The following is a 24062-nucleotide window of genomic DNA, read 5'->3' on the forward strand; positions in this document are numbered from 1 at the left end:
CGGGAAGAGTCAGAAGAGAGAGGGCTGAGAGACGACGCTGTCCGTCGTCTCGACACGCCAGTCGACGGGAGCCGCTCCCTGGTCACGGAGGAGCTCGTTGGCCCTGGAGAAGGGCCGCGAGCCGAAGAATCCCCTGGATGCGGACAGCGGGCTAGGGTGCGGGCTCTCGATGCGTGGAGTATCACCCAGCATCGGGCCGAGGGCCTGTGCGTCCTTGCCCCACAGGATCGCGACGAGCGGCGACTGCCTGGCGACGAGCGCCGTGATCGCGGCGTCGGTGACCGTCTGCCAGCCGAGGCTGCGATGCGACCCCGCTGCCCCTGGGGAGACCGTGAGCACCCGGTTCAGCAGGAGGACACCCTGCTCGCTCCAGCGGGAGAGGTCGCCGCTCGCGGCCGGCTCGATGCCGAGGTCGTCGTGCAGCTCCCGGTAGATGTTGGCGAGGCTGCGCGGGAGCGGCCGCACGTGCGAGTCGGTGGCGAACGAGAGGCCGATGGGGTGTCCGGGCGTCGGGTACGGATCCTGACCGACGATCAGCACCCGCACCTGATCCAAGGGCTGGGTAAAGGCTCGCAGCACGTGCTCTGCGGCGGGAAGGAATCCGCGGCCGGCCTCGACTTCCGCCTCGAGGCATCGCTCGATCCGGGCAAGTGCGCCCGCCTCCGGTTCGAGCGCGCTGGCCCAGCCCTGCTCGAGTCGCCCCAGGTCAGCGAGGCCCGCGGGATCGGTCATCCGGACGCGCGACTGGACGAGACCGTGACGCCGCCCTCTGCTGCAGTGAGCTGCCAGACGCTGCCCGAGCCGAGGATCTCGAGTGCGCCCTCCCCCACCTTCAGAACCGTGTCCTCGTCGATGGCGAGGATGCGCTCAGCCAGCCCCGCCTCGATGCTCGCTGCGCACAGCGCGACGAGACCCCACTGCGCTGCGTGCGCCTCGATGGTCAGGTCGACCAACCCGAGTCCCGCCTCGAGCGTCACCTCGTCGAGCCCCTCACCGGACTCCTCGGGAGCCACGGGCACGCCACCAATGCGCCAACCCCCGATGATGGCCTCATCGGCCGCGATCGCCGCCCCGGCGGAGTAGCCGAGGTACGACACGCCCTCGCTGACGAGGCGACGCACGTCCGTCGCGAGCGGAGCCAACGCGGCCAGATAGGCGGGCGTGTGCCCACCGGCGACGAGGATGGCGTGCGCCGTCGAGAAGCTCGCGAGGTCGATCTCGTCGAGCGGTTCGCCGGCCTCGGTGCTGCGCGCGAGCACCGGCGTGGCGAGGACGCCGGGGTCGAGCGAGCGCAGACGATCGGCGAACCAGTCCGCGATGGGGCGGGGTGCCTCCCCGACCGCGATGATCGCGATGACGGGAGTCTCGCCGCCAGCCCGCAGCCGTGCGTCGCTCGCGAGCTGGGAGAGCGCGAGCTCCACCCCCGGTCCGTCGCCGCCGCCGACCAGGAAGATGCTCATTCGCTCGACTCCTTCGCCGTGTCCTTCATCTCGAGACGCCCACGATGCAACTGGAACTGCTCTCGCTGGGCCACCGGCCGCACGATGAGCTCGTCGACGTTGACGTGCCCGGGCAGCTGCAGTGCAAGCTGGATGGTCGCAGCGATGTCGTCGGCTGTGAGCGGATGGTCGACACCCTCGTAGAGCTTCGCGGCCGACTCCTCGTCACCGCGCATCCGCTTGAGCGTGAACTCATCGGTGTGCACCATGCCGGGCGCGATGTCGATGACGCGGATGGGCTCGCCGCCGAGCTCGAGTCGGAGCACGCCGATCATCGCCGCCTCCGCCGCCTTGACCGCGACGTACCCTCCGCCACCCTGGTAGATGACTCGCCCTGCCGTCGACGTGACGGTGACGATGTCGGCGTGCGGGAACTCGTCCTGGCTGCTCGCGGCGGAGGCGCGCAGGAGCGGCAGCAACGCCGTGATGACGCGCTTGGTGCCGAGAACGTTCAGGTCGAACATCCGCTGCCAGTCATCGATGCGGCTCTCTTCGACGCTCTCGGTGCCGAACGCCCCGCCCGCGACGTTCACCAGCGCCTCAACCACGCCGAGCTGGGCCGCGCGGTCCCGCAGCTCGGCGACGAACGCATCGCTCGTGATGTCGCCCGCGAGCACCTCTGCCCCGGTCTCGGCGGCGAGCTCGTCGAGCCAATCCGCACGACGAGCCGTCGCGAGCACCGTCCGTCCTGCGGCGCGCAGGGATCTGACCGTCGAACGGCCGATCCCGCTGCTCGCTCCCGTGACCACGACCACACGCGTTCTCTGTTGTTCAGGCATGCCTCCATCGTGGCATGCGCGCATGTCGCGAACGCTCAACGCGTGACGATTTGTGTCCCGTTCCGTTGCCCCCCAGTGCTCCCACTGCCACACTCGGTGCCACCCGACAGTCCAGTCGGGTCGCAGCCGACCCGGAGGCTACCTATGACCCAGAGCTTCGAGACCAGGCAGATTCATGCCGGTTCCGCCCCAGACCCGACGACCAACGCGGTGGTCACCCCCATCTATCAGACGACCTCGTACGTGTTCGACGACGCACAGCACGCGGCCGACCTGTTCTCCCTCTCCCGCGCGGGCAACATCTACACGCGCATCACCAACCCGACAACGGCCGTGCTCGAGGCCCGGATCGCCGACCTCGAGGGCGGCAGCGGCGCCCTCGCCCTCGCCTCTGGCCAGGCCGCCGAGACCTTCGCGATCCTGAACATCGCAGGAGCCGGCGACCACATCGTGTCCTCCACCTCCATCTACGGGGGCACGTTCAACCTCTTCAAGTACACGTTCGCCAAGCTCGGCATCGACGTCACGTTCGTCGAGGACCAGAACAACCCGGACGCCTGGCGGGCCGCCGCCAAGGAGAACACGAAGCTCTTCTTCGGCGAGACGATCGGCAACCCCGCCGTGAACATCCTCGACATCGAGACCGTCGCGAACGTCGCACACGAGGTCGGCGTGCCCCTCATCGTCGACAACACCATCGCGACGCCCTACCTCATCCGCCCCTTCGAGCACGGGGCCGACATCGTCGTCCACTCCGCCACGAAGTTCCTCGGCGGACACGGCGCCGTCATCGGCGGCATCATCGTCGACGGTGGCAGCTTCCCGTGGGATGAGCACAAGGCCCGCTTCCCCGGCCTCTCCGAGCCAGACCCGAGCTACGACGGACTGAGCTACACGGGCGCCCTGGGCAACGCGAACGCCTTCCACACGAAGGCCCGCGTTCAGCTCCTGCGCGACATCGGCGCATCCATCGCCCCCGCGTCCTCCTGGCAGATCCTCCAGGGTGTGGAGACGCTCAGCCTCCGCATGGAGCGCCACGTGTCCAACGCGACCGCCATCGCGAGCTGGCTGCAGGGCAACGCGGAAGTGCAGAACGTGAACTACGCGGGACTCGAGTCCAGCCCGTGGAACGCGCTCGCGAAGCGCTACGCACCCAACGGCGCAGGCGCGATCCTCTCGTTCGAGCTCCGCGGAGGCGTCGAAGCCGGCCGCAAGCTCGTCGAGCGCGTCCAGCTCTTCAGCCACCTGGCGAACATCGGCGACGTGCGCAGCCTCATCGTGCACCCGCCGTCGACGACGCACTCGCAGCTGACGCCAGAGCAGCTGCTCGCCTCGGGCATCAACCCTGGACTCGTGCGCCTGTCGGTCGGTCTCGAGAACGTCGACGACCTCATCGCGGACCTCGCGCAGGCACTCGACTCCCTCCGCGCGTAGGCGCGGAATTGCCCGTAGCCTGGCGCTGATGGACTGGACAGATCACGGAATCTCGCCGCCGAGCGGCAGAATCCCGAACGACGAACTGCGGGCGGCCTCGTTGAGGCCGCCCGCCTCCGGCGCGTGGCGCGACGGCGACGATGTCGGCGACCGCCAATTCGCGTGGCTCGGGGCCTTCAGCCCCGAGCACGGAGGCGAGCTGCCGCTCATCAGACTCGCCTACGAGACCTGGGGCACGCTGAACGCCGACAGGTCGAACGCGATCCTCGTCCTCCACGCGCTCACCGGCGACTCCCACGTCGAAGGGCAGCTCGGCCCAGGGCACCCCACCGCCGGCTGGTGGCCCGGCATCATCGGCCCGGGGGCGCCCCTCGACACGGACCGCTACTTCGTCATCGCTCCCAACATGCTCGGGGGCTGCCAGGGCTCGACGGGTCCAGCCAGCCTCGACGCACGCGGCAATGCGTACGGTGCTTCGTTCCCCGTCCTGACCATCCGCGACCAGGTGCGCGCTCAGGCCCTGCTCGCCGACCAGCTCGGCATCTCGACGTTCGCGGCCGTCATCGGCGGCTCCATGGGCGGCATGCACGCGCTCGAATGGGGCATCATGCACCCCGACCGCACGCAGCGGCTCATCGTGATGAGCGCGCCAGCCGCGTCGGACGCGCAGACCATCGCGCAGAACACGCTGCAGATCGATGCCATCAGGCTCGACCCGAACTTCAACGACGGCGACTACGCGGACGAGCCCGCCGGCTTCGGGCCGCACCGGGGACTCGCCCTGGCGCGGCGGCTCGCCATGCTCAACTACCGCTCGGGCACTGAGCTCGACGACCGTTTCGGCCGCAGCTGGCAGTCGAACCTCAGCCCTGAGCAGGACGAGGGCCGCTATGCCGTCGAGTCCTACCTCGACTTCCACGGCAATCGGTTCACGCGTCGATTCGACGCCAACAGCTACATCACGCTGCTCACGGCCATGAGCTCGCACAACGTCGGCCGTGACCGTGGCGGGGTGGATGCGGCCCTCGGGCGCGTCACGGCATCAACCATGGTCATCGGCATCTCCACTGATGTCCTGTTCCCGCCGGAGACGCAGCACCGCATCGCGGCCGGCGTGCCGAACAGCTACTCAGGTGACCGGGCCGTCACGATTCGATCGAACTTCGGCCACGACGGGTTCCTGCTGGAGATCCATCACGTCGGCGACGCGATCCGCTCGATGCTCGCCAACGGCTGACCTCGCCGACGTGGGCGCGGCACGCCTGCTGCGCGGCCACATGGCCCACAGCGACCAGATGAGCAGCACCACCAGGAGGCCGTTTCGCCCGGCGAGAAGGGCCACGCCAGCGGCGTGGGCGTCGGTCACGAAGTTGTAGTTGCCGGGGTAGATGACCTGCGTCAGCCAGGCGATGCACAGCGCGATCCCCGCAGGCAGCGCGAACCGCCTGACATCCACGATGAGGCCGAACACGATGACCGGCGCCAGCCAGGTGATGAACTGCGGTGAGCCGACCTTGTTGAAGACGATGAACGAGAGCACAAGCGCGAGCGAGAGCGCCGGGAACAACCGGGTGAACGGCATCCCCCGGCGCTTGGAGACGAGCGCGAGCAGGACCACGCCGAGCACGGCCACGCCCAGCACCGGAGTGAGCAGTGCGCTGACGAACTCGGTGCCGGGCCCGTAGACCTGGAAGGTCAGGATCTCCATGGAGTAGGAAGCGCTGTAGCCGGGCACCTGCATCGAGGCCAGCCACATGGGCACGGTCGCCGCGACCGCCTCGACCTGGAGCCCGCGGCCGGTCTGCTCGGTCACGAAGGAGAGCACGTTCGATCCCCCACCGAGCGCGAACGCCGGAATGAGCACGGCGGCGCAGACGACGAGAGCGCCCGCCACGAGCCAGAGGCGGTGCCGCAGCACGATGAAGGCGGCCGCGAACACGGCGGCCGGCCAGATCTTGAGCCAGGCCCCGAAGGTGAGGAGCGCACCCGCGATCTCCGGCCTTCGTCGGAGCGACAGGAGCGCGAGGAGCGCGATGGGGACGCTGATGGCGTCGACCCGCCCGAGGGCGACGGGACCGAGCAGCGCCATCAGGACGAGCCACCACCAGGCAGCCACCTGCCGGAGGCGAGCGTCGCGCGACGACGGCCGCCAGAGCGTCAGGGCCGCGAACGCCACCGCATTGCCCGCCGTGACCACGAGCAGCCAGCCGAGACCGTAGTTCGCCTGCCCGCCCACCACGTCGGCGAGCAGCATCGGGAGCAGCGACGGCAGCGGATACACGAACGTCGCGTCGATGCCGGGCACCTGCCCCTGCTGCGCCTGATCCACCCACCCGCGGTACACCTGGAAGACGTCGCCCATCGGGTTCGAGAGCGAGTACAGGTTCACGAGGATCAGCACGTAGTGCACGCCGGCGAAGGCCAGCCAGAGCGTCACGATCGAGAGAGGGCCTCGCCAGTGACGGGCGATCCACGACGTAGTCATGCGGGACAAGCTACCCCAGCTCAGGCGTGGATCTTGGACGCCACGAGTGCGCCGACCAGCCGAGGCAGGACTGCGGTCGCGTCGCTCGCCCTGATGGGAGAGCCGGGCCCGTGCCGCAGGAGCTGGTCGATGGGCGCCAGGAGGTCGGCCGCGGCGGCCGAGTTGCCCGCGTTGATCTGCGAGGCGAACCAGCCGGCGCGCGCGTGCAGCCAGACGGCGGCGGCGGCGAGCTGCTGGGGCTCTGGCTGCTCGCTGACCTCGCGCTTGGAGGCGACGGCGCTCAGCGCCCCCATGGCGCCCGCGAGCACGTCTCCGGTGCCTGCGGTCGCGAGCCAGGCGCCGGGCGCATCCACGATGATCGTGGGGCCGTCACCGGCGATGTGGGTGCGGTGCCCTTTGAGCACAAGCGTGCATCCGAGGCGGTCGGTGACGAGGCGGACGGCCTGCTCCGGCTCCTTGATGACGTCGCTCGCATGCACCTCGGTGTTCTCGAGCTTGGTGATGAGCGCTGCGAGCTCAGCCGCGTGCGGTGTGAGGATGCACCGGCGCACATGGTGCCCGCCGAGGACGCGCTTGGCGATCTGCCCGAGGGCCCCCGAGTCGGCGATGACCGTCGCGTCGAGCTCACGCGCACGGTCGAGGGCTTCGCGTGCCTCGCTGGTGCGTCGCACGTCCTTCGGGTCCACACCGGAGCCCACGATGAGTGCGTCGAACGACGCGAGGTCGGCCACGACCTCAGGACTCTGCCACAGCACGGCCTTCGTCTCGGCCTCGCCGCCCGAGTACCGCACCATGCCGATGCCGGTCGCGAGGGCGGCTCTCGTGCCGAGCACGGCGGCGCCGGGGTAGTGCGTCGAGCCCGTGACGAACGCGGCGACGCCCCTTCGGTACTTGTGGTCGTCCTCGCGCGGCGCGAACACGCTGGCCGCGGCATCCTGAGCTTCGAATTCCCTCACCCGGCCATCCTGGTCGCTCTTCGGCGACACGCCAAGTCGATGGAGAGGGCTCAGGGGGTCCGGACCTCAGTGTCGGGCGGTCGCATCCCGGATCTCGCCGACAAGCTCCTCGATGATGTCCTCGAGGAACAGCACGCCGCGCGTGCTGCCTTCCCGGTCGAGCACCCGCGCCAGGTGGTTGCCTGTGCGGCGCATCATCGCGAGGGCGTCCTCGAGATCGGCCTCGTCATGGACCCCATCGAGCGAGCGGATGCGCTTGGCCGGGATCGGCTGGTCGAACTCGCCCGGCTCGTCGAGGTCGAGCACGTCCTTCAGGTGTACGTAGCCCGCGTACCCGCCCTCGCTGTCGAGGATGATGTAGCGCGAGTAGCCGTGCTCGGAGACGGCGCGCTGCAGCATCTCCGGCGTCGCGTCCGGCGGGAGCACGACGAGCTGGTCTCCGGCGATCGCGACGGAGGCGACCTTCTTGGCCGTGAACTCGAAGGTGTTCGACAAGGTGCCCGCGCGGTCCATGAGCACCCCCTCTCGCTTCGACTGCTCGACGATCCCGGCGACCTCGTCGAAGGTGAAGGCACTGGTCGTCTCGGCCTTCGGCTCGACGCCGAAGAGGCGAAGGGTCGTGTTCGCGATGCCGTTCAGCGCCCAGATGACCGGCGCGAACAGGCGAGAGAAGAACACGAGCGGCGGCGCGAGCAGCAGGGCCGCGCGGTCGGGAACCGAGAACGAGATGTTCTTCGGCACCATCTCGCCGAGGACGACGTGCAGGTAGGAGACGACGACGAGCGCTATGACGAACGCGATGGTCGAGATCATCTCCTCGCTGAGACCCGTGGCCGACAGCGGGATCTCGAGGAGGTGGTGGAGCGCGGGTTCGGACACGTTGAGGATGAGGAGCGAGCAGACCGTGATGCCGAGCTGGCTCGTCGCGAGCATGCCGGTCGCGTGCTCCATCGCGTAGAGCGTCTGCTGGGCGGCTTTGCTGCCCCGCTCCGCCCTGGGTTCGATCTGCGAGCGCTTCGCGGAGATGACGGCGAACTCCGCCCCGACGAAGAAGGCGTTCGCCGCGAGGAGGACGACAAGCCAGGCGAGTCCAGACCAGTACTCAGCCACGGTTCTCCTTCTCGGCGTGCTGGTCGGCGAGGCGCTGCATGAGCGCCTCCCTCGACTCGTAGGACTCGTTGGGGGTGAACGCGACGCGGTCGACGCGGCGGCCCTCCATCCGCTCGACCCGGAACGTGCCGACGGGGACCTGGACCTCGTCACCCACGGCCGGGATGCGCTCGAGGGCGTTCATGATGAAGCCTGCGACCGTCTCGTACGGTCCGTCGTCGTCGAGCTCGATGTTGAGCCGGTCACGCACCTCGTCTGGTCGGAGCATGCCGTCGAACGTGGTCCGTCCCTTGGCGCGGACCACATCGAGATGTGCGCGGTCGTGCTCGTCGACGAGCTCGCCGACGATCTCCTCGACGAGGTCTTCGAGCGTCACGACGCCATTCGTGCCGCCGTACTCGTCGAGCACAACCGCCAGCTGGAAGCCGCCGGATCGCAGCTCGGCGAGCAGCGCGTCCAAGCCGAGCGTCTCGGGGACCAGCAGCGCGTCGGTCTTGATCGCCCCGACCGGCACGGAGCGCCTCCGGTCGAGCGGGAGCGAGACGGCGTTCTTGAGGTGCGCCACGCCCACGATCTCGTCGATGTCCTCACCGGTCACCGGGAAGCGCGAGTGACCCGTCGACTTCGCGAGATCGATGAGGTCCTGCACCGGCGCGTCGACGGCGATGGACTGCACTCGAGGCCTCGGCGTCATCACATCCGCTGCGATGTGGTCGGCGAAGCGCAGCGTGCGACTCAGCAGCACGGCCCGCTCACCTTCGAGGATGCCGACGAGCGCTGAGCGCCGCACGAGGCTCGACAGCTCCTCCGCGGTGCGCGCGCCGGAGAGCTCTTCCTTCGGCTCGATGCCGACGGAGCGGATGAGTCCGTTCGCGCTGCCGTTCAGCACCGCGACCGCCGGCCTGAACACCGTCGTGAAGGCGACCTGCAGCGGGATGAGGAACTTCGCCGTCGTCCGTGGCACGGCGAGCGCGAAGTTCTTCGGGATGAGCTCGCCGACGACCATCGACAGGGCCGTCGCGATGACGATGGCCAGCACGGCTCCGACGGGGCGCACGGCGTCCTCCGGCAGTCCGACCGCGCCGAGCGGCGTCGCGAGCAGCGACGAGATCGCCGGCTCCATCGTGTAGCCGGTGAGGAGCGTCGTGAGCGTGATGCCGAGCTGCGCGCTGGAGAGGTGCGTGGACGTGTGCTTGAGCGCGTTGATCGTCGGGGTGAGGCGCTTCTCTCCTCGTTCCCGCCGCTTCTCGAGATCGTTGCGGTCGAGGTTGACGAGCGAGAACTCCGAGCCGACGAAGACGCCGGTTCCCAGGGTGAGGAGGACGCCGATCCCGAGCATGAGCCACTCGTTCACGCCCGGTCACCACCCTGTCGAGCACACATATCCGAGACCCCCGTCAGCCGGCCGCGTCTACCAGGACACCGGGAGGGCCTTGCCCTCTTCGTAGCCGGCCGCCGACTGGATGCCGACCTTGGCCCGCTGGCGGAATTCGGGGAGTGAGTCAGCACCCGCGTAGGTGAACGATGAGCGGACGCCGGTCGTGATCATGTCGATCAGGTCGTCGAGCCCAGGTCGCTTGGGGTCGAGCATGATCTTCGACGACGAGATGCCCTCCGCGAAGAGGAGCTTTCGCGCGCGCTCGTAGGGCTCGAGGTCCCCGAAACGCGCTTCGACCGCCTTCGTGGATGCCATGCCGAACGATTCCTTGAACCAGTTGCCAGCATCGTCGGTCCGCACCGTTCCCGGCGCCTCGACCGTGCCGGCGAACCATGAGCCGATCATGACGGCGGACCCACCGGCGGCGAGCGCGAGGGCGACGTCACGCGGATAGCGCACTCCCCCGTCCGCCCAGACCCGCGCGCCGAGCGCGTGCGCGGTCTCCGATGTCTCCAGCACCGCGGAGAACTGCGGACGACCAACCGCGGTCATCATGCGCGTGGTGCACATGGCGCCGGGGCCGACGCCGACCTTGATGATGCTCGCCCCCGCCGAGACGAGGTCGTGGACGCCGCTTCCAGAGACGACGTTGCCCGCGACGATCGGAACACCGAGCTCCGCCCCACGCACCGCCTCGATCGCTCGCAGCATGCTGCCCTGATGTCCGTGCGCGGTGTCCAGGACCAGCACATCGGCGCCGGCCTCGACAAGCGCGCGTGCACGCTCGAGCGCGTTGCGCGACACGCCGACGGCGACCGCGACACGAAGGCGCCCCTGAGCATCCAGCGCCGGCTGGTAGATCGTGCTGCGCAGCGCGCCGCTTGCCGTGACCGTCGCGATCTCACCACGCTCGGTCCGCACGGGCGCGAAGCTCTCGCCAGCCTCGGCGAAGGAGTTGAAGACCGCGCGGGAGTCGCGGGCGAGGGCCAGCGGCACCTCGTTGACGAAGTGGTGGCTCAGATCGGCCAGCACGGCGTCGCTCGGGACACGCGCCAGCGTCGACGCCTGCAGCACACCGAGCACCTCCCCATCGGGAGCCAGCACGGAGACCCCGAACCCGGCGACGGGCGGGACGATTTCGAGCACCGCGCCCACCGTCGCGTCGCCCGACGCGGTGAAGGGCGTGTCGAGGACCGGGTCCTGCGATTTCACCCAGGCGATCGCGGTCTGCAGAGCCTCGAGGGACATGTCCTGCGGCAGCACGCCGAGACCGCCTCGCCGTGCGATGGCCGCCGCCATGCGGGGACCGGTCACCGCGTTCATGTTCGAGGCGACCAGCGGGATCGTCATGCCGGTGCCGTCATCCGGGGCGAGCGAGACATTCAGCCTCGATCCCACATCCGACCTGCTCGGAATCAGGAAGACGTCCGAGTACGTGAGCTCGTGGTGTGGGGCGGGACCAGAGAAGTGCATGGCCTCCAGAATACGTTGCCCAGACGCCGAACCGGCCACTTTCGCGCAGAGCGCTCGCCAAGGGCGTTAGGCTGGTCACTCGATGGGGCCGCCGCCCAGATTCGGCGTGTCCCGCATCAACAGACGAACGCGAGACAAACTCAGGTGGCGAGTCATTTGACCAGTGCGGGTACAGACGAAGCAAAGTCCGATTTCGGAGCCAACGATTGGCTCGTCGAAGAGATGTACGAGAAGTACGTCAAGGACCCGAAGAGTGTCGACGAGGCCTGGTGGCCGACACTCGAGCAGTACGCCAAGCAGCAGACCGCTGCCCCGGCGAAGACGGCACCGGCAGCCCAGCCCGCGAAGGCGCAGGCAGCTCCAGCCGCTGAGGCAGAGGCGAAGAAGCCGGCCGCCGATGGCGAAGCGCGGAAGCAGGCGAAGACCACTGCCGCAGCCCCGCAGGAGAAGCTCATCCCCGCGGATGCGCCGGCAGCTGACAAGGAGAAGGCGCCGTCACGCGAGAACATCGTGTCGCCGCTGAAGGGCATGGCGAAGGCCATCGCCAAGAACATGGACATCTCGCTGCAGGTGCCGACCGCGACGAGCTACCGCGAGATCCCCGCGAAGCTCATGATCGACAACCGCATCGTCATCAACAACCACCTTCGCCGCACCCGCGGCGGCAAGGTCTCGTTCACGCACCTCATCGGCTGGGCCCTCGTGAAGGCGCTCATCAAGTTCCCGAGCATGAACGTGTACTACGACGAGGTCGACGGCAAGCCATCCGCCATCGAACCGGCTCACGTCAACCTCGGCATCGCGATCGACGTGCCGAAGCCCGACGGAACCCGCGCCCTCGTGGTCCCGAGCATCAAGCAGGCCGAGACGCTCAACTTCCGCGAGTTCCTCGGCGCCTACGAGGAGCTCATCAAGCGCGGTCGCCAGAACAAGCTCAGCGGCGACGACTACGCGGGCACGACGATCTCGCTCACGAACCCGGGCGGAATGGGCACCCTGCAGTCCGTCCCGAGGCTCATGAAGGGCCAGGGGGCGATCATCGGCGCCGGCGCCCTCGACTACCCGGCCCCCTACCAGGGAATGGCGCAGCACGTCCTCGACGATCTCGCCATCTCCAAGCGCCTCACGATCTCGAGCACGTACGACCACCGCGTCATCCAGGGCGCTGGCTCCGGCGAGTTCCTGAAGATCGTGCACGAGCACCTCACGGGCCAGCACAACTTCTACGAAGAGATCTTCGCGTCGCTGCGCATCCCGTACAAGCCCGTCGTGTGGTCGCAGGATGTCCACGTCGACCTCGCCGCCGCCATCAACAAGACGGCTCGCGTGCAGCAGCTCATCAACATGTACCGCGTGCGCGGCCACATGATGGCTGACATCGACCCGCTGCAGTACGTGCAGCGCACGCACCCGGACCTCGAGATCGAGAACCACGGGCTCACGTTCTGGGACCTCGAGCGCGAGTTCGTCGCGGACGGGTTCGGCGGAAGCCAGCGGATGCTCAAGCTCCGCGACATCCTCGGCATCCTCCGCGACTCCTACTGCCGCACCATCGGCATCGAGTACATGCACATCCAGGACCCGGAGCAGCGCGCCTGGTTCCAGGACGAGCTGGAGCACCCGTACACGAAGCCCACGCACGAAGAGCAGATGCGCATCCTCAACAAGCTCAACGAGGCTGAGGCGTTCGAGACCTTCCTGCAGACGAAGTACGTCGGCCAGAAGCGCTTCTCGCTCGAGGGTTCCGAGTCGGTCATCTCCCTGCTCGACACGATCATCCAGGGTGCCGCCGAGGAAGACCTCGACGAGGTCGCGATCGGCATGGCCCACCGCGGCCGCCTCAACGTGCTCACCAACATCGCCGGCAAGACGTACGGCCAGATCTTCCGCGAGTTCGAGGGTGTGCAGTCCAGCTCGGGCCGCGGCAACTCGGGCGATGTGAAGTACCACCTCGGCATCGAGGGAACGTTCACGGCCGCCTCCGGCGCGACGATCCCGGTGTACCTCGCCGCCAACCCCTCGCACCTCGAAGCTGTCAACGGCGTGCTCGAGGGCATCGTGCGCGGCAAGCTCGACCGCAAGGCCGACGGCCGGGATGCGGTCCTGCCGATTCTCATCCACGGTGACGCGGCCATGGCGGGTCAGGGCGTCGTCTACGAGACGATGCAGATGTCACAGCTCCGCGCCTACCGCACGGGCGGCACGATCCACGTGAACATCAACAACCAGGTCGGCTTCACGACGACGCCTCGCGACGCCCGTTCGTCGATGTACTCGACCGATGTGGCCAAGGCCATCTCGGCTCCCGTGTTCCACGTGAACGGCGACGACCCCGAGTCGGTGGCGCGCGTCGCCGAGCTCGCGTTCGCCTACCGCCAGCGCTTCAAGCGCGACGTGGTCATCGACCTCATCTCCTACCGCCGCCGCGGCCACAACGAGGGCGACGACCCCTCGATGACGCAGCCCCTCATGTACAACCTCATCGAGGCGAAGCGCTCCGTGCGCAAGCTGTACGCCGAGGCGCTCGTCGGACGTGGCGACATCACACAGGACGAGTTCGACGCGGCGCAGAAGGACTTCCACGACCGCCTCGAGCGCGCCTTCGCGGAGACGCACCAGGCCCAGACGCAGTCGACCGCAATCTCGGCCGCCGAGCTCTCAGCAGTGGGCTCCCGCGAGGAGAACCACCGCTCCGAGCCGGAGTCGACGGCTGTCGCCCGCGAGGTCATCGAGACCATCGGCGACGCGCACGGGAACCCGCCAGAGGGCTTCTCGGTGCACACGAAGCTCAAGGCCGTGCTGTCGAAGCGCGAGCAGATGAGCCGCGAAGGCGGCATCGACTGGGCCTTCGGCGAGCTCCTCGCCCTCGGCTCGCTGCTCATGGAGGGCACGCCCGTGCGCATGTCCGGCCAGGACTCGCGCCGCGGGACGTTCGTGCAGCGTCACGCGCTCTTCCACGACCGCCTCAACGGCCAGAACTGGCTGCCGCTCTCCAACCTGAGCGACAACCAGGCACCCATCTCGATCTACGACTCGTTCCTGAGCGAGTACGCGGTGCTCGGCTTCGAGTACGGCTACTCGGTGGAGCGTCCCGACGCGCTTGTCCTCTGGGAGGCGCAGTTCGGTGACTTCGTGAACGGCGCACAGACCATCATCGACGAGTTCATCTCGGCGTCCGAGCAGAAGTGGAACCAGCGCTCGAGCGTCGTGCTGCTGCTCCCCCACGGTTACGAGGGTCAGGGTCCCGACCACTCATCGGCGCGCATCGAGCGCTTCCTCACGCTCGCGGCAGAGGAGAACATGACGGTCGCGATGCCATCGACGCCCGCGTCGCACTTCCACCTGCTGCGCCGTCAGGCCTACGCGCGTCCGCGCAAGCCGCTCGTGATCTTCACGCCGAAGTCGATGCTGCGCCTGCGCAGCGCCGTCTCGCCGGTCGAGGACTTCACGAACGGCGCGTTCCGGCCTGTCCTGGACGACGAGCGCATCACCGACAAGGCCGCGGTTCGGCGCGTCGTGCTGCACGCCGGCAAGCTGCACTACGACCTCCGTGCGGAGCTCGACAAGCGCGAGGACTCGACGGTCGCCCTGGTGCGGCTCGAGCAGTTCTACCCGATGCCGGGCGAGGAGATCAACCGCATCCTCGCCGAGTACCCGAACGCGGAGATCATCTACGCGCAGGACGAGCCGGAGAACCAGGGTGCTTGGCCCTTCATCCGCACGCACCTCGCGCCGATGCTCGAAGGACGCACGATCCGCGCGGTCACCCGCCCGGAGTCGTCGGCACCTTCGGTCGGCACGATGAAGGCGCACCAGCGTCAGCAGGCCGAGCTCATCGAGGGAGTGCTGGCCGACTAGGCAGGTCCTCCGCGAACGCAGAAGGCGCCCGTCCCGAGCAATCGGGGCGGGCGCCTTCGTGTGCTGTATGAACGGCCTGCTAGCGCCCGGTCAGGAGAGCGACGGCGTCGTCGAGGTACGCGGCGAGTGGCGTCGAGCTGCTTGCGCCGAGACCGGCCTGCGCGCCAGGGACAGCTCCCCAGTGCAGGACCACCTCGCCGCCCACCACCTCGAGGCCGGGATGCGCGTCGGCACCCCCGCTGTCGGAGAGCTGGATACGCGCCGCGCCGTAGTTGACGACCTCGCCAAGGGCGAACCCGGACTTCAGCGCGGCCAGCTGCACGCGACGTCGCTCGGCCGCAAGCGCCGACTGCTCGCTGTAGTGGTCTGGCTGCTTCGCGACCCGGATGACGGAGCCGACGCGGAACAGCCCGCCGCTCTCGTCGAGCAGCAGCTCACGCAACCGCCACACGTTCGAGACGCGCCGCAGGACGGGGCCCCGACGGACGCCGAGGACGGGGCGACGCTCGACCAGCTCGGCGAGCGTCTCCCGCCTGGCATCCCGTTCCCGCAGCTCGGAGATGGCCTCGTCGACGCGGGCAGAGAGCAGGCGCCAGGCGTCCTCCTCGGGATCCGGAGTCATGGGCAGGACACGAGTTCGCGGGCGCCCCGTGTCAGTTCGCGACCGGCGTGCCGTGCGAACGCTGGATGTTGCGCAGCTGGTCGAGGACGTGCAGGCGCAGCTCTTCGGGGGCGCGCTCCTTGCAAGCGCGCTGGACGACTTCCATGAGCGAGCGGTTCACGTGCAGCTCGCTCTCGCAGTCCTTGCAGTGCTCGAGGTGCTCGCGAATATCGCTCGCGTCCGTACTGGCGAGTTCGTTGCGCAGGTACTCCTCGAGGGCGTCCTTGGCTTTCTCGCAGCCGCAATCGGTCATTTCTTGCTCCCTGTTTTCTGCTCGTCCCCGTCCAGGGCCGGAATGATGCCGTTCTCTCGCGCGTAGCCGGTGAGGCGCTCGCGAAGCAGTCGCCTGCCGCGGTGAAGCCGCGACATGACGGTGCCGACGGGGGTCTTCATGATGTCTGCGATCTCCTTGTAGGAGAATCCCTCCACGTCGGCGAGGAACACCGCCAGGCGGAAGTCCTCCGGGATCGCCTGGAGGGCGTCCTTCACCGTCGAGTCGGGGAGGTGGTCGATGGCCTCGGCCTCGGCCGAGCGCGACGAGGTCTGGGCCGTCGCCGACTCGGCGCCGCCGAGCTGCCAGTCCTCGAGGTCCTCGAGCGCGTTCGCGTACGGCTCCCGCTGCTTCTTGCGGTACGAGTTGATGAAGAGGTTCGTGAGGATGCGATACAGCCACGCTTTGAGGTTCGTGCCCTGCTCGAAGCGCGCGAAGGCCACGAAGGCCTTCACGAAGGTCTCCTGCACGAGGTCCTGCGCGTCTGCGGGGTTTCGAGTCATGCGCATGGCTGCCGCGTACAACTGGTCGATGTACTGCAGCGCCTGCTCCTCGAACAGCTGCCGGAGTTCGTCCTGATCTGGGGTCGCCTGAGGCGACTTCTGCTCACTCATTACGCGTGAGTGTACTGCCGTGCGCCTCTCGGCGGCTTGACGCCTCGGCGGCGCGAGGGTTGTCTGCAAGGGCTGCCCTCCCCTTCGTTGTCTGCCGGAATCGTCTTTCCGGGTGATGCGAGCGCCACTGGCGGTATCGTTGTCAACCAATGGAGATCTTTGGCTATTCCGGACCACGCTTCGACCTGTACCGAGACGACGAGGGCAGCGAGCCCCTGACCCTCGGCGACGGCCCGTGGGAGGCCCCGACGGCGACTTCGCCGATCGACGCGCGCCTGCAGATCCCTGGGTCGAAGAGCCTCACCAACCGTGAACTGGTGCTCTCCGCGCTGGCCGGCGCACCATCGCTGCTTCGGCACCCCCTGTGGGCCCGAGACACCGAGCTCATGATCGAGGCGCTCAGGCAGCTCGGCACGAAGGTCGTCGAAGTCCCCGGCGACGGTCGGTTCGGGAACGATCTCGAGATCACGCCGGGCGAGCTCGAAGGCGGCGTCTCCATCGACTGCGGCCTCGCGGGCACCGTCATGCGCTTCGTCCCGCCCCTCGCATCCCTCGCCCTCGGCCCCGTCGCCTTCGATGGCGACGAGGCGGCCCGCCGCCGCCCGATGAAGGGCACGGTGGATGCGCTCAAGGCGCTCGGCGTCGAGGTCCGCGACGACGGGAGGGGCGGGCTGCCCTTCTCGCTCTACGGCACCGGTGAGGTGACAGGTGGCGAGGTCACGATCGACGCTGGAGCCTCCAGCCAGTTCGTCTCAGGGCTGCTCATGGCCGGTGCACGCTTCGAGGACGGGCTCACGCTCATCCACTCGGGCGATCGGGTCCCGAGCCAACCGCATATCGACATGACGCTCGCCGCCCTGCGGGAGCGTGGGGTCGAGATCGACGACTCGGAGGCGGGCACGTGGCGTGTCTCGCCCGGCGTCATCGACGGGCGGGAGCTCACGATCGAGCCTGACCTCTCCAATGCCGAGCCTTTCCTCATCGCGGCGCTCGTCGCGGGCGGCAGCGTCTCCATCGAGGACTGGCCGGAGACCACGACCCAGGTCGGATCTCACCTCCAGCATCTCCTCCCGCTCTTCGGCGCGCAGATCTCGGTCGCGGACGGCGTGCTCACGTGCACGGTCGAACGCGGCATCGCCGAGGGCGCCGAGCTGCCGGGCGTCGACCTCGATCTCTCGGAGGCCGGAGAGCTCGCCCCCAACCTCGCGGCGCTCTGTGGGCTCTGCACCACCACGAGCCGCATCACGGGCATCGCGCACCTCCGGGGCCACGAGACCGACCGCGTGGCGGCCATCGCCGCCGAGCTGCGCGGCATCGGCTGCGAGGTCACCGAGCTCGACGACGGGCTCGAGATCGCTCCCGGACCGCGCACGGCCCACGAGTGGCGCAGCTACGAGGACCACCGCATGGCGACGTCCGGTGCCATCGTCGGCCTCGCGATCGAGGGCGTCACCGTCGACGACATCCACGCCACGAGCAAGACGCTCCCCCAGTTCACCCAGCTCTGGCAGGACATGCTGGACCAGGGCACGGTCGGCGATCCGGACGAGGGCGAGGACGACGGCAGCGTCGACCTCACCGCCTTCAGCATCTGACCGTGGCTCGCTCACTCGGCGACGCGTTCGACGCCTACGGCGACTGGGACGAGGACGACTTCCGGGGGCGCCCGAACCCCAAGGCGAACAGGCCCCGCTCGAAGCAGCGGCCGAAGCATTCCGATGCCGTGACCGGGCGCGTCGTGACCGTCGATCGCGGACGCTACACGGTGCTCCTCGACGAGGGGACGCCAGAGGAACGGACCGTCACCGCCGCCAAGGCGCGAGAGATCGGCCGAACGGCCATCGTCACGGGAGACCTCGTCGACATCGTCGGCGACACCACCGGCGACGCGGGCAGCCTCTCCCGCATCGTGCGCATCGTCGAACGCAAGACGCTCCTCCGCCGCAGCGCGGACGACACCGACCAGGTCGAGCGCGTCATCGTCGCAAACGCCGACCAGATGCTCATCGTCGCGGCGACAGCGCAGCCGGAGCCGCGACCACGACTCATCGACCGCTACCTCGTGGCGGCCCTCGACGCGGGCATCCAGCCCCTCCTCGTACTCACCAAGACGGACGTGGCGCCCGCTGACGAGCTGCGCGCGCTCGTCGAGCCCCTCGGCGTGAAGGTCTTCGAGTCTCGCCCGGGAGGCGAGCCCATCGACGAGCTCCGAGCGGCGCTCACCGGGCACACGACCGTCGCCGTCGGCCATTCCGGCGTCGGGAAGTCGACGCTCGTGAACGCGCTCGTACCCGGCACGCTCCGCGAGACGGGAGTCGTCAACGCCGTCACCGGTCGCGGCAGGCACACCTCCTCATCCACCCTCGCCGTTCGGATCGAGGACGCCGAGGGCCGCACCGGCTGGATCATCGACACACCCGGAGTCCGGTCATTCGGACTCGGGCACGTCGATCGCGACAACGTGCTGCGCGGCTTCACCGAACTCGCCGACATCGCCGAGGACTGCCCGCGCGGATGCACGCACCGGGCCGACGCCCCGGACTGCGCGCTCGACGACGCTGCGCGTGACGGCGAGCTCGACGAGGCTGGCATCGCCAGGCTCGACTCGCTGCGACGCCTGTTCATGTCGCTCGACCAGGCGGCCGACGCGAGCTACTAGCTGGCCCCTGGCCTAGGCTGACCGTGTGGCCACCGAACTCCTGCACCCGCTCTCCTCCGACCTCCGCCTCGCACGAGAGCTCGCCGACATCGCCGATGCGGTCTCGATGCAGCACTTCAACTCGCGCTCGCTCGGGGTGTACGAGAAAGAGGACCGGACGCCGGTGACCGACGCGGACCGGGCCGTCGAGCAGGCCCTGCGCGCGCGCCTCGCGGAGACCCGCCCGAGCGACTCCATCCTCGGCGAGGAGTACGGCTCGCAGGGCACCTCTCGCCGGCAGTGGATCATCGACCCGATCGACGGCACCGCCAACTTCATGCGCGGCATCCCGATCTGGGCGACCCTGATCTCGCTGGTCATCGACGGCGTTCCCGAGGTGGGTGTCGTGTCGGCACCCGGCCTCAACAGGCGCTGGTGGGGCGCGACCGGCCAGGGTGCGTACCTCGACGACGACCTCAGCGACCGCGATGTCGCCACCGACCGGCGCATTCAGGTGAGCGCCGTCGACGAGCTCGAACGGGCATCCCTCAGCTACAACAGCCTCAAGGGCTGGGATGACGCGGGCCGCTCAGCGCAGCTGCTCGAGTTCAGCCGAGCCATCTGGCGCACGCGCGCCGTCGGCGAGGTCTGGTCCTACATGCTCGTCGCGGAGGGCGCGCTCGAGATCGCGGGAGAGTTCGATCTGCAGCCGTACGACATGGCCGCGATCGTGCCGATCGTCGTGGAGGCAGGCGGCACGTTCACCAGCATGGACGGGGAAGAAGGACCGTGGCACGGCAGTGCGCTCGCCACGAATGGCCTTCTGCACGATCAGGCGCTCAAGGCCCTCGCAGCCCGCTGATCCGGTTCGCGACTCGGCTGGAGATCAGACGTCACTCCCCCACTTGCTGCTCGCGCTGGCGTCGCCGATGCCCGACAAGGTCCACGACGGCGACCACGAGCGTGAGACAGGCCAGGCAGATGACCACGAGCAGGCCGCCGGCGACGGACGTCTTGTAGGCCTCCTGCACGACAGGCGAACTCGTGTCCTGCACGGCTCCCGTGACCTGCAGGGCGGCGACCCCCGCGAAGAAGACGGAGCTGCCGATCGCCAAGCCCATGGCGTTGCCGAGGCGCTGCCCGACCTGCGCGAACGAGCCCGCGATGCCCGCCTGCTCGACGGGGACGTGCAGGAGCATCCGCATCTGGTTCGCCCCCATCACCAGCCCCGCGCCCGCACCCGAGATGACCAGCGACGCGCTGACCAGGTAGGGCGACAGCGCCGGCTCAGCCAGCTGGGTCACGACGAGCACCACGCTGTAGCCCACAACGAACAGCGCGACGCCGACGGCGACGAGCGTGGCCCCGTGCTGGAACGTCCACTTGCCCGACACGGCTGCCACGACCGCCGAGGTGAGCGCGTACGGGACCGAGACGGCACCGACCAGCACGGCCGGGTGTCCGAGCCCCTGCTGCAGGAACAGCGTCACGAGCAGGAAGCCGACGGGCATCGCGGCGAAGAACAGCGTCGTGATGAGCACCCCGTAGCGATACGAGGGCGTGCGGAAGAGCGCGAAGTCGACGACGGGCGTCTTCCCGATCCGGAGGTAGCGCCGTTCCCAGAGGATGAACGCGACGAAGAAGCCGAGCGCTGGGGCGAGCAGCCACCACCGGGCCGGGTCGTCAGTGTCCCGCCCCGACGTCAGCACGAATGGGAGCATCGTCGTCAGCACGGCCAGCCCGAGGAGGGCGACGCCGAAGAGGTCGAGCGTCTGCCCCTTCGCCACTTCCTGCCTCGATGGGAGGAGCCGCCAGGCGAACGGCAGCACGACAAGGGCGAGGGGCACGTTCATCGCGAAGGTCCAGCGCCAGCCGGCCTCCTCCCCCAGCAGGCCGATGAGCAAGCCGCCGATCGTCGGACCGAACGCCGTGCCGAGCCCGACGATGGCGCCGAAGATCCCGAAGGCCCGCCCACGCTCCTGGCCCGTGAAGAGCTGCTGGATGAGGCCGAGCACCTGCGGCATCAGGATGCCGGCGGCGAAACCCTGCAGGATGCGACCGCCGATCAGCATCTCGGTGCTCACACTCAGCGCGCACACGAGCGACGCGAGCCCGAAGGCGACGAGACCGATCAAGAACAGGCGCTTGCGATTCCACAGGTCGCCGAGTCGCCCCGAGGGAACCAGCAGGATTCCGAACGCCAGCACGTAGCCGGCGACGATGAGCTGCACGTCGGAGGAGGCCGCGCCGAGCGTGTGCTCGATCGGGCCGAGCGTGACGTTGACCTTGGCCAGATCGAGGATCGTGAGCACGGCGACCGCCGCGCACACCGCAAAGGCGGGCCAGCGGGAGGCCTCCTGGGGTGCTGTGGCGGAGGAAGAGGGTCCACCCTGCCGGACGGTCGACTGCTGGGTGGGGGAACTCGCGTCTGCAGACATAGGGAGCCAATGCTACGCCCGCGGGACGACACGCCAGGGTGGCAGCAACTGCGATCGCCTCAGTGGTGATCTTCGGGAACACGGCAATACACTGGTCGCGTCGCGTCTGCAGGAGCGGCAACAGGACCTCTGAACCGATGTTCACCAGCAAGAGGAGCAACGATGCGAACCGCCGCCGTACGAAGCGCCGCTGGCGCGTCCCTGGGGCTCGCCGCCCTCCTGCTCCTCAGTGGATGCACCCTCGTGACGACACTGGCCAGTGGGGGCTCCGACCCCGTGGTGACGACGACGTCGACGTCCACTGCCGAGGAGACCGAGTCGGCCACGCCCACCGCATCCGAGACGGCAACACCAACACCAACCGCGGTGGCCGGCACGATGACCGGCATCGAGGACCTCGCGGTCGGCGACTGCTTCGACCTCGAATCGGATTCCGACGACGCTGAGCTCTTCCCGAACTGCGACTCGCTGCACACGTACGAGGCGTATCACTCCGAGAACATGTCGGGCGGTGACACCTTCCCCGGCGACTCGGCGATCGATACTGCCCTCGAGGACATCTGCTCCGCAGCGTTCACGGGCTTCATCGGGGCGGAGCCGTTCCTGACCGAATGGAACTACACGGGCATCGTACCGAGCGCCGAGTCATGGGCCAGCGGCGACCGAGAAGTGCTGTGCATCGTGACGCCCCTCGACGGTCAGGCCACTGCGGGGACGGCTGCGGGTTCCGCCAGCTAGCCTGGTGGGGTGTCCTCCCGAATCCCCGCAACGCTCTTGGCCGTGCTCGTCGTCAGCGGAGCGCTGACGGCCTGTGCGAGCTCCCCGGAGACGCCCCGCGTGGTTCCGATGACGGAAGTGAGCGCTGGCGATTGCTTCTCGTCGGACGCGGACCTCACCGTTGCGACGCTTGCGGCCTCGTGCGCGGACCCACACCTCTACGAGGTGCTCTCGGTGGCACCGAGCGAACTCGGTGAGGCGTTCCCGGGCGATGACGCTCTGGCCTCCGAAGCGGATGCACGGTGCTCAGCTCAGTTCGCCGAGCTCGGGCGAGACGCGGTCGCGGGCCTCACCGTGCTGCATCTTGTTCCGAGCGAACGGAGCTGGAGCGAGGGCGACCGCAACCTGGTGTGCCTCATTGCAAGCAGCGAGGGTGACGAGCTGAGCGGCTCACGCCTGCCGACCAACGGCTAGGTTCCGTTTCCTGCCGGGGCTGCCGCCTGTGGACAGCGGCGGCGCGTGTCGGAGGTGCCGGGTAGCGTTCGGCGCACAGCAGGTTCTCGATCAGCGCCGTCCGTGTCCCTTCCGGTTCGCGGAGATTGCAGGATTCCGCATCCGGAGAGGAAAGCCCTTGCCAGCTACCAGCATCACCCCTGACCTCGTCGTCGGCGAGGATGGCCTCGCCCGGCCGCTGTGGGCGAGCCGCGACGAGCTGCTCATGCAGTACTACGACACGGAATGGGGCATGCCCGTCACCGACGAGCGTGGCGTCTTCGAGCGGTTGTGCCTCGAGATCTTCCAGTCCGGGCTCTCTTGGCGCCTCATCCTGCAGCGGAGGCCGTTGCTGCGCGAGGCGTTTGCAGGTTTCGACGTCGACGCGGTGGCCGGGTTCGGCGACGACGACTTCGAGCGACTGATGAGCGACCCCGGAGTGATCCGGAACCGACTGAAGATCTCGTCGGTCATGAGGAATGCTCGCGCGACGGTCGCGCTGCGCGAGAGCGAGCCACTCAACGAACTGGTCTGGGGCGCCAAGCCGATGACAACGCCGAGACCCGCGTCAGCGGCAGACGTGCCCAGTTCCAGCGACGAGTCGCGACAGCTCACGAAGAGTCTCAAGGCGCGCGGCTTCAGCTTCGTCGGCCCAACCAACCTCTTCGCCCTCATGGAGGCCATCGGCATCGTCGACACGCACCTCGTCGGCAGCCATCGTCGCGGTACATCCGGCGTGTGGCCGGCGGACTGACCCAGGCACCGCTCACCGCAGACAACAAAACCCCGACTTCCCAGTGTTCAACTGGGCAGTCGGGGCCTTCGCTCATGACGTGGGTTTCGTGGAGATGGGGGGAATCGAACCCCCGTCCACAACTACGAAACCGCGGCTTCTCCGGGTGCAGTCTGTCTACGGTTCTACTTGGCTCCGATCATGGGGACAGACACCTTGATCGACGAGCCCAGTTCCAGTGCAAGTCCCGTGGTGCCCTGAAACACAACACCACAGCAAGTTCCCTTAATGACGCCAGCTACCGGAGCGGGAACACCCCCGGGCTGACGGACTATCGGACTCGCTTAAGCAGCGAGGGCGAAGTCGGTGCGCTTAGCGTTAGCACCTATGTTTTGCGAGGGGCGTTTACGAGATAACCCCGCATCCTCGACCCGCTTCACGCCGATTCACCAGTCATGTCGAAACCGATCATCCCCGTGAGCCGAGTCTCCTCGGCGGCGTTCCACGTCATGAGCTCTGTTGAGTT

The 24062-nt window shown here is 68.5% G+C and carries 21 protein-coding genes and 1 other RNA gene; 9 read left to right on the top strand and 13 right to left on the bottom strand.

The genetic code is table 11. The features are described 5' to 3' along the window. Positions 1-9: 9 nt before the first annotated feature. The 3 genes from ABVF28_RS03930 to ABVF28_RS03940 are packed head-to-tail and all read right to left on the bottom strand — an operon-like array spanning position 10 to position 2278. A complete protein-coding gene (locus ABVF28_RS03930; protein WP_371029546.1) occupies positions 10-732 on the bottom strand; it encodes a uracil-DNA glycosylase in 723 nt (240 codons plus the stop codon). After that, complete coding sequence (locus ABVF28_RS03935; protein WP_371029547.1) at positions 729-1460, bottom strand: Type 1 glutamine amidotransferase-like domain-containing protein; 732 nt, start codon at positions 1458-1460, stop codon at positions 729-731. Before ABVF28_RS03935 ends, ABVF28_RS03930 begins: the two co-directional genes overlap by 4 nt. Then, entirely contained in the window at positions 1457-2278 is an 822-nt protein-coding gene (locus ABVF28_RS03940) for an SDR family oxidoreductase (protein WP_371029548.1), read from the bottom strand. Before ABVF28_RS03940 ends, ABVF28_RS03935 begins: the two co-directional genes overlap by 4 nt. A 144-nt stretch (positions 2279-2422) precedes the next feature. Between ABVF28_RS03940 and ABVF28_RS03945 the strand changes: the two genes are divergently transcribed. Further along, complete coding sequence (locus tag ABVF28_RS03945; RefSeq protein ID WP_211890248.1) at positions 2423-3712, top strand: bifunctional o-acetylhomoserine/o-acetylserine sulfhydrylase; 1290 nt, start codon at positions 2423-2425, stop codon at positions 3710-3712. Positions 3713-3740: 28 nt separating this feature from the next. After that, positions 3741-4949, top strand: a complete 1209-nt coding sequence (locus ABVF28_RS03950; RefSeq protein WP_179556523.1) for a homoserine O-acetyltransferase — start codon at positions 3741-3743, stop codon at positions 4947-4949. Here the strand turns inward: ABVF28_RS03950 and ABVF28_RS03955 are convergent. The 5 genes from ABVF28_RS03955 to ABVF28_RS03975 all read right to left on the bottom strand — a co-directional run bounded on the left by ABVF28_RS03955 (position 4842) and on the right by ABVF28_RS03975 (position 11114). Then, complete coding sequence (locus tag ABVF28_RS03955) at positions 4842-6197, bottom strand: glycosyltransferase 87 family protein (protein ID WP_371029549.1); 1356 nt, start codon at positions 6195-6197, stop codon at positions 4842-4844. The two genes, ABVF28_RS03950 and ABVF28_RS03955, sit on opposite strands and share 108 nt — an antisense overlap. A 20-nt stretch (positions 6198-6217) precedes the next feature. Further along, on the bottom strand, positions 6218-7153 hold the full coding sequence (locus tag ABVF28_RS03960) for an NAD(P)H-hydrate dehydratase (protein ID WP_371029550.1): 936 nt from the start codon (positions 7151-7153) through the stop codon (positions 6218-6220). Between the two features lie 66 nt (positions 7154-7219). Then, on the bottom strand, positions 7220-8263 hold the full coding sequence (locus ABVF28_RS03965; protein ID WP_104312175.1) for a hemolysin family protein: 1044 nt from the start codon (positions 8261-8263) through the stop codon (positions 7220-7222). Further along, the gene (locus ABVF28_RS03970) at positions 8256-9602 is read right to left on the bottom strand and encodes a hemolysin family protein (protein WP_371029572.1); all 1347 of its coding nucleotides are present in this window, start codon (positions 9600-9602) and stop codon (positions 8256-8258) included. Before ABVF28_RS03970 ends, ABVF28_RS03965 begins: the two co-directional genes overlap by 8 nt. 72 nt (positions 9603-9674) lie before the next feature. Continuing rightward, a complete protein-coding gene (locus ABVF28_RS03975; protein WP_371029551.1) occupies positions 9675-11114 on the bottom strand; it encodes a GuaB1 family IMP dehydrogenase-related protein in 1440 nt (479 codons plus the stop codon). Between the two features lie 144 nt (positions 11115-11258). Between ABVF28_RS03975 and ABVF28_RS03980 the strand changes: the two genes are divergently transcribed. Further along, positions 11259-14972: a multifunctional oxoglutarate decarboxylase/oxoglutarate dehydrogenase thiamine pyrophosphate-binding subunit/dihydrolipoyllysine-residue succinyltransferase subunit gene (locus ABVF28_RS03980; RefSeq protein WP_371029552.1), complete on the top strand. Its 3714-nt coding sequence runs from the start codon at positions 11259-11261 to the stop codon at positions 14970-14972. A gap of 79 nt (positions 14973-15051) precedes the next feature. Here the strand turns inward: ABVF28_RS03980 and ABVF28_RS03985 are convergent, their stop codons facing one another. The 3 genes from ABVF28_RS03985 to ABVF28_RS03995 are packed head-to-tail and all read right to left on the bottom strand — an operon-like array spanning position 15052 to position 16518. Then, positions 15052-15594 carry a hypothetical protein gene (locus tag ABVF28_RS03985; protein WP_104312179.1) on the bottom strand — a complete coding sequence of 181 codons (543 nt, stop codon included), beginning with the start codon at positions 15592-15594 and terminating at the stop codon, positions 15052-15054. Positions 15595-15625: 31 nt separating this feature from the next. Continuing rightward, entirely contained in the window at positions 15626-15886 is a 261-nt protein-coding gene (locus ABVF28_RS03990; protein WP_104253513.1) for a zf-HC2 domain-containing protein, read from the bottom strand. Beyond that, positions 15883-16518 (bottom strand): sigma-70 family RNA polymerase sigma factor, encoded by a 636-nt coding sequence (locus ABVF28_RS03995; RefSeq protein ID WP_371029553.1) that lies wholly within the window; start codon positions 16516-16518, stop codon positions 15883-15885. The genes ABVF28_RS03990 and ABVF28_RS03995 overlap by 4 nt, the downstream gene beginning before the upstream one ends. A gap of 149 nt (positions 16519-16667) precedes the next feature. On the opposite strand from ABVF28_RS03995, the gene aroA reads away from it, so the two are divergent. From aroA to ABVF28_RS04010, 3 genes are read left to right on the top strand one after another with little or no spacing between them, the layout of a single operon-like run. Next, on the top strand, positions 16668-18113 hold the full coding sequence (aroA, locus tag ABVF28_RS04000; RefSeq protein ID WP_371029554.1) for a 3-phosphoshikimate 1-carboxyvinyltransferase: 1446 nt from the start codon (positions 16668-16670) through the stop codon (positions 18111-18113). Between the two features lie 2 nt (positions 18114-18115). Continuing rightward, the gene (rsgA, locus tag ABVF28_RS04005) at positions 18116-19177 is read left to right on the top strand and encodes a ribosome small subunit-dependent GTPase A (RefSeq protein ID WP_179556518.1); all 1062 of its coding nucleotides are present in this window, start codon (positions 18116-18118) and stop codon (positions 19175-19177) included. A gap of 25 nt (positions 19178-19202) precedes the next feature. Continuing rightward, positions 19203-20018: an inositol monophosphatase family protein gene (locus ABVF28_RS04010; protein ID WP_104312183.1), complete on the top strand. Its 816-nt coding sequence runs from the start codon at positions 19203-19205 to the stop codon at positions 20016-20018. Between the two features lie 31 nt (positions 20019-20049). Here ABVF28_RS04010 and ABVF28_RS04015 read toward each other — a convergent pair whose 3' ends face one another. Beyond that, the gene (locus ABVF28_RS04015; protein WP_179556517.1) at positions 20050-21594 is read right to left on the bottom strand and encodes an MFS transporter; all 1545 of its coding nucleotides are present in this window, start codon (positions 21592-21594) and stop codon (positions 20050-20052) included. A 162-nt stretch (positions 21595-21756) separates the two neighbouring features. Here ABVF28_RS04015 and ABVF28_RS04020 point away from each other — a divergent pair, with 162 nt between their 5' ends. The 3 genes from ABVF28_RS04020 to ABVF28_RS04030 all read left to right on the top strand — a co-directional run bounded on the left by ABVF28_RS04020 (position 21757) and on the right by ABVF28_RS04030 (position 23557). Further along, positions 21757-22332, top strand: coding sequence for a septum formation family protein (locus ABVF28_RS04020; RefSeq protein ID WP_179556516.1), 576 nt, complete (start codon positions 21757-21759; stop codon positions 22330-22332). Positions 22333-22341: 9 nt separating this feature from the next. Then, positions 22342-22785, top strand: a complete 444-nt coding sequence (locus ABVF28_RS04025) for a septum formation family protein (protein WP_371029555.1) — start codon at positions 22342-22344, stop codon at positions 22783-22785. A 157-nt stretch (positions 22786-22942) separates the two neighbouring features. Continuing rightward, on the top strand, positions 22943-23557 hold the full coding sequence (locus tag ABVF28_RS04030) for a DNA-3-methyladenine glycosylase I (protein ID WP_371029556.1): 615 nt from the start codon (positions 22943-22945) through the stop codon (positions 23555-23557). Positions 23558-23643: 86 nt separating this feature from the next. Here ABVF28_RS04030 and ssrA read toward each other — a convergent pair. Beyond that, positions 23644-24012, bottom strand: a transfer-messenger RNA (tmRNA) gene (gene ssrA / locus ABVF28_RS04035). Positions 24013-24062: the final 50 nt, after the last annotated feature.

Origin of the sequence: Pseudoclavibacter sp. JSM 162008, assembly GCF_041366455.1 — a bacterium.
Lineage (GTDB): Bacteria > Actinomycetota > Actinomycetes > Actinomycetales > Microbacteriaceae > Pseudoclavibacter.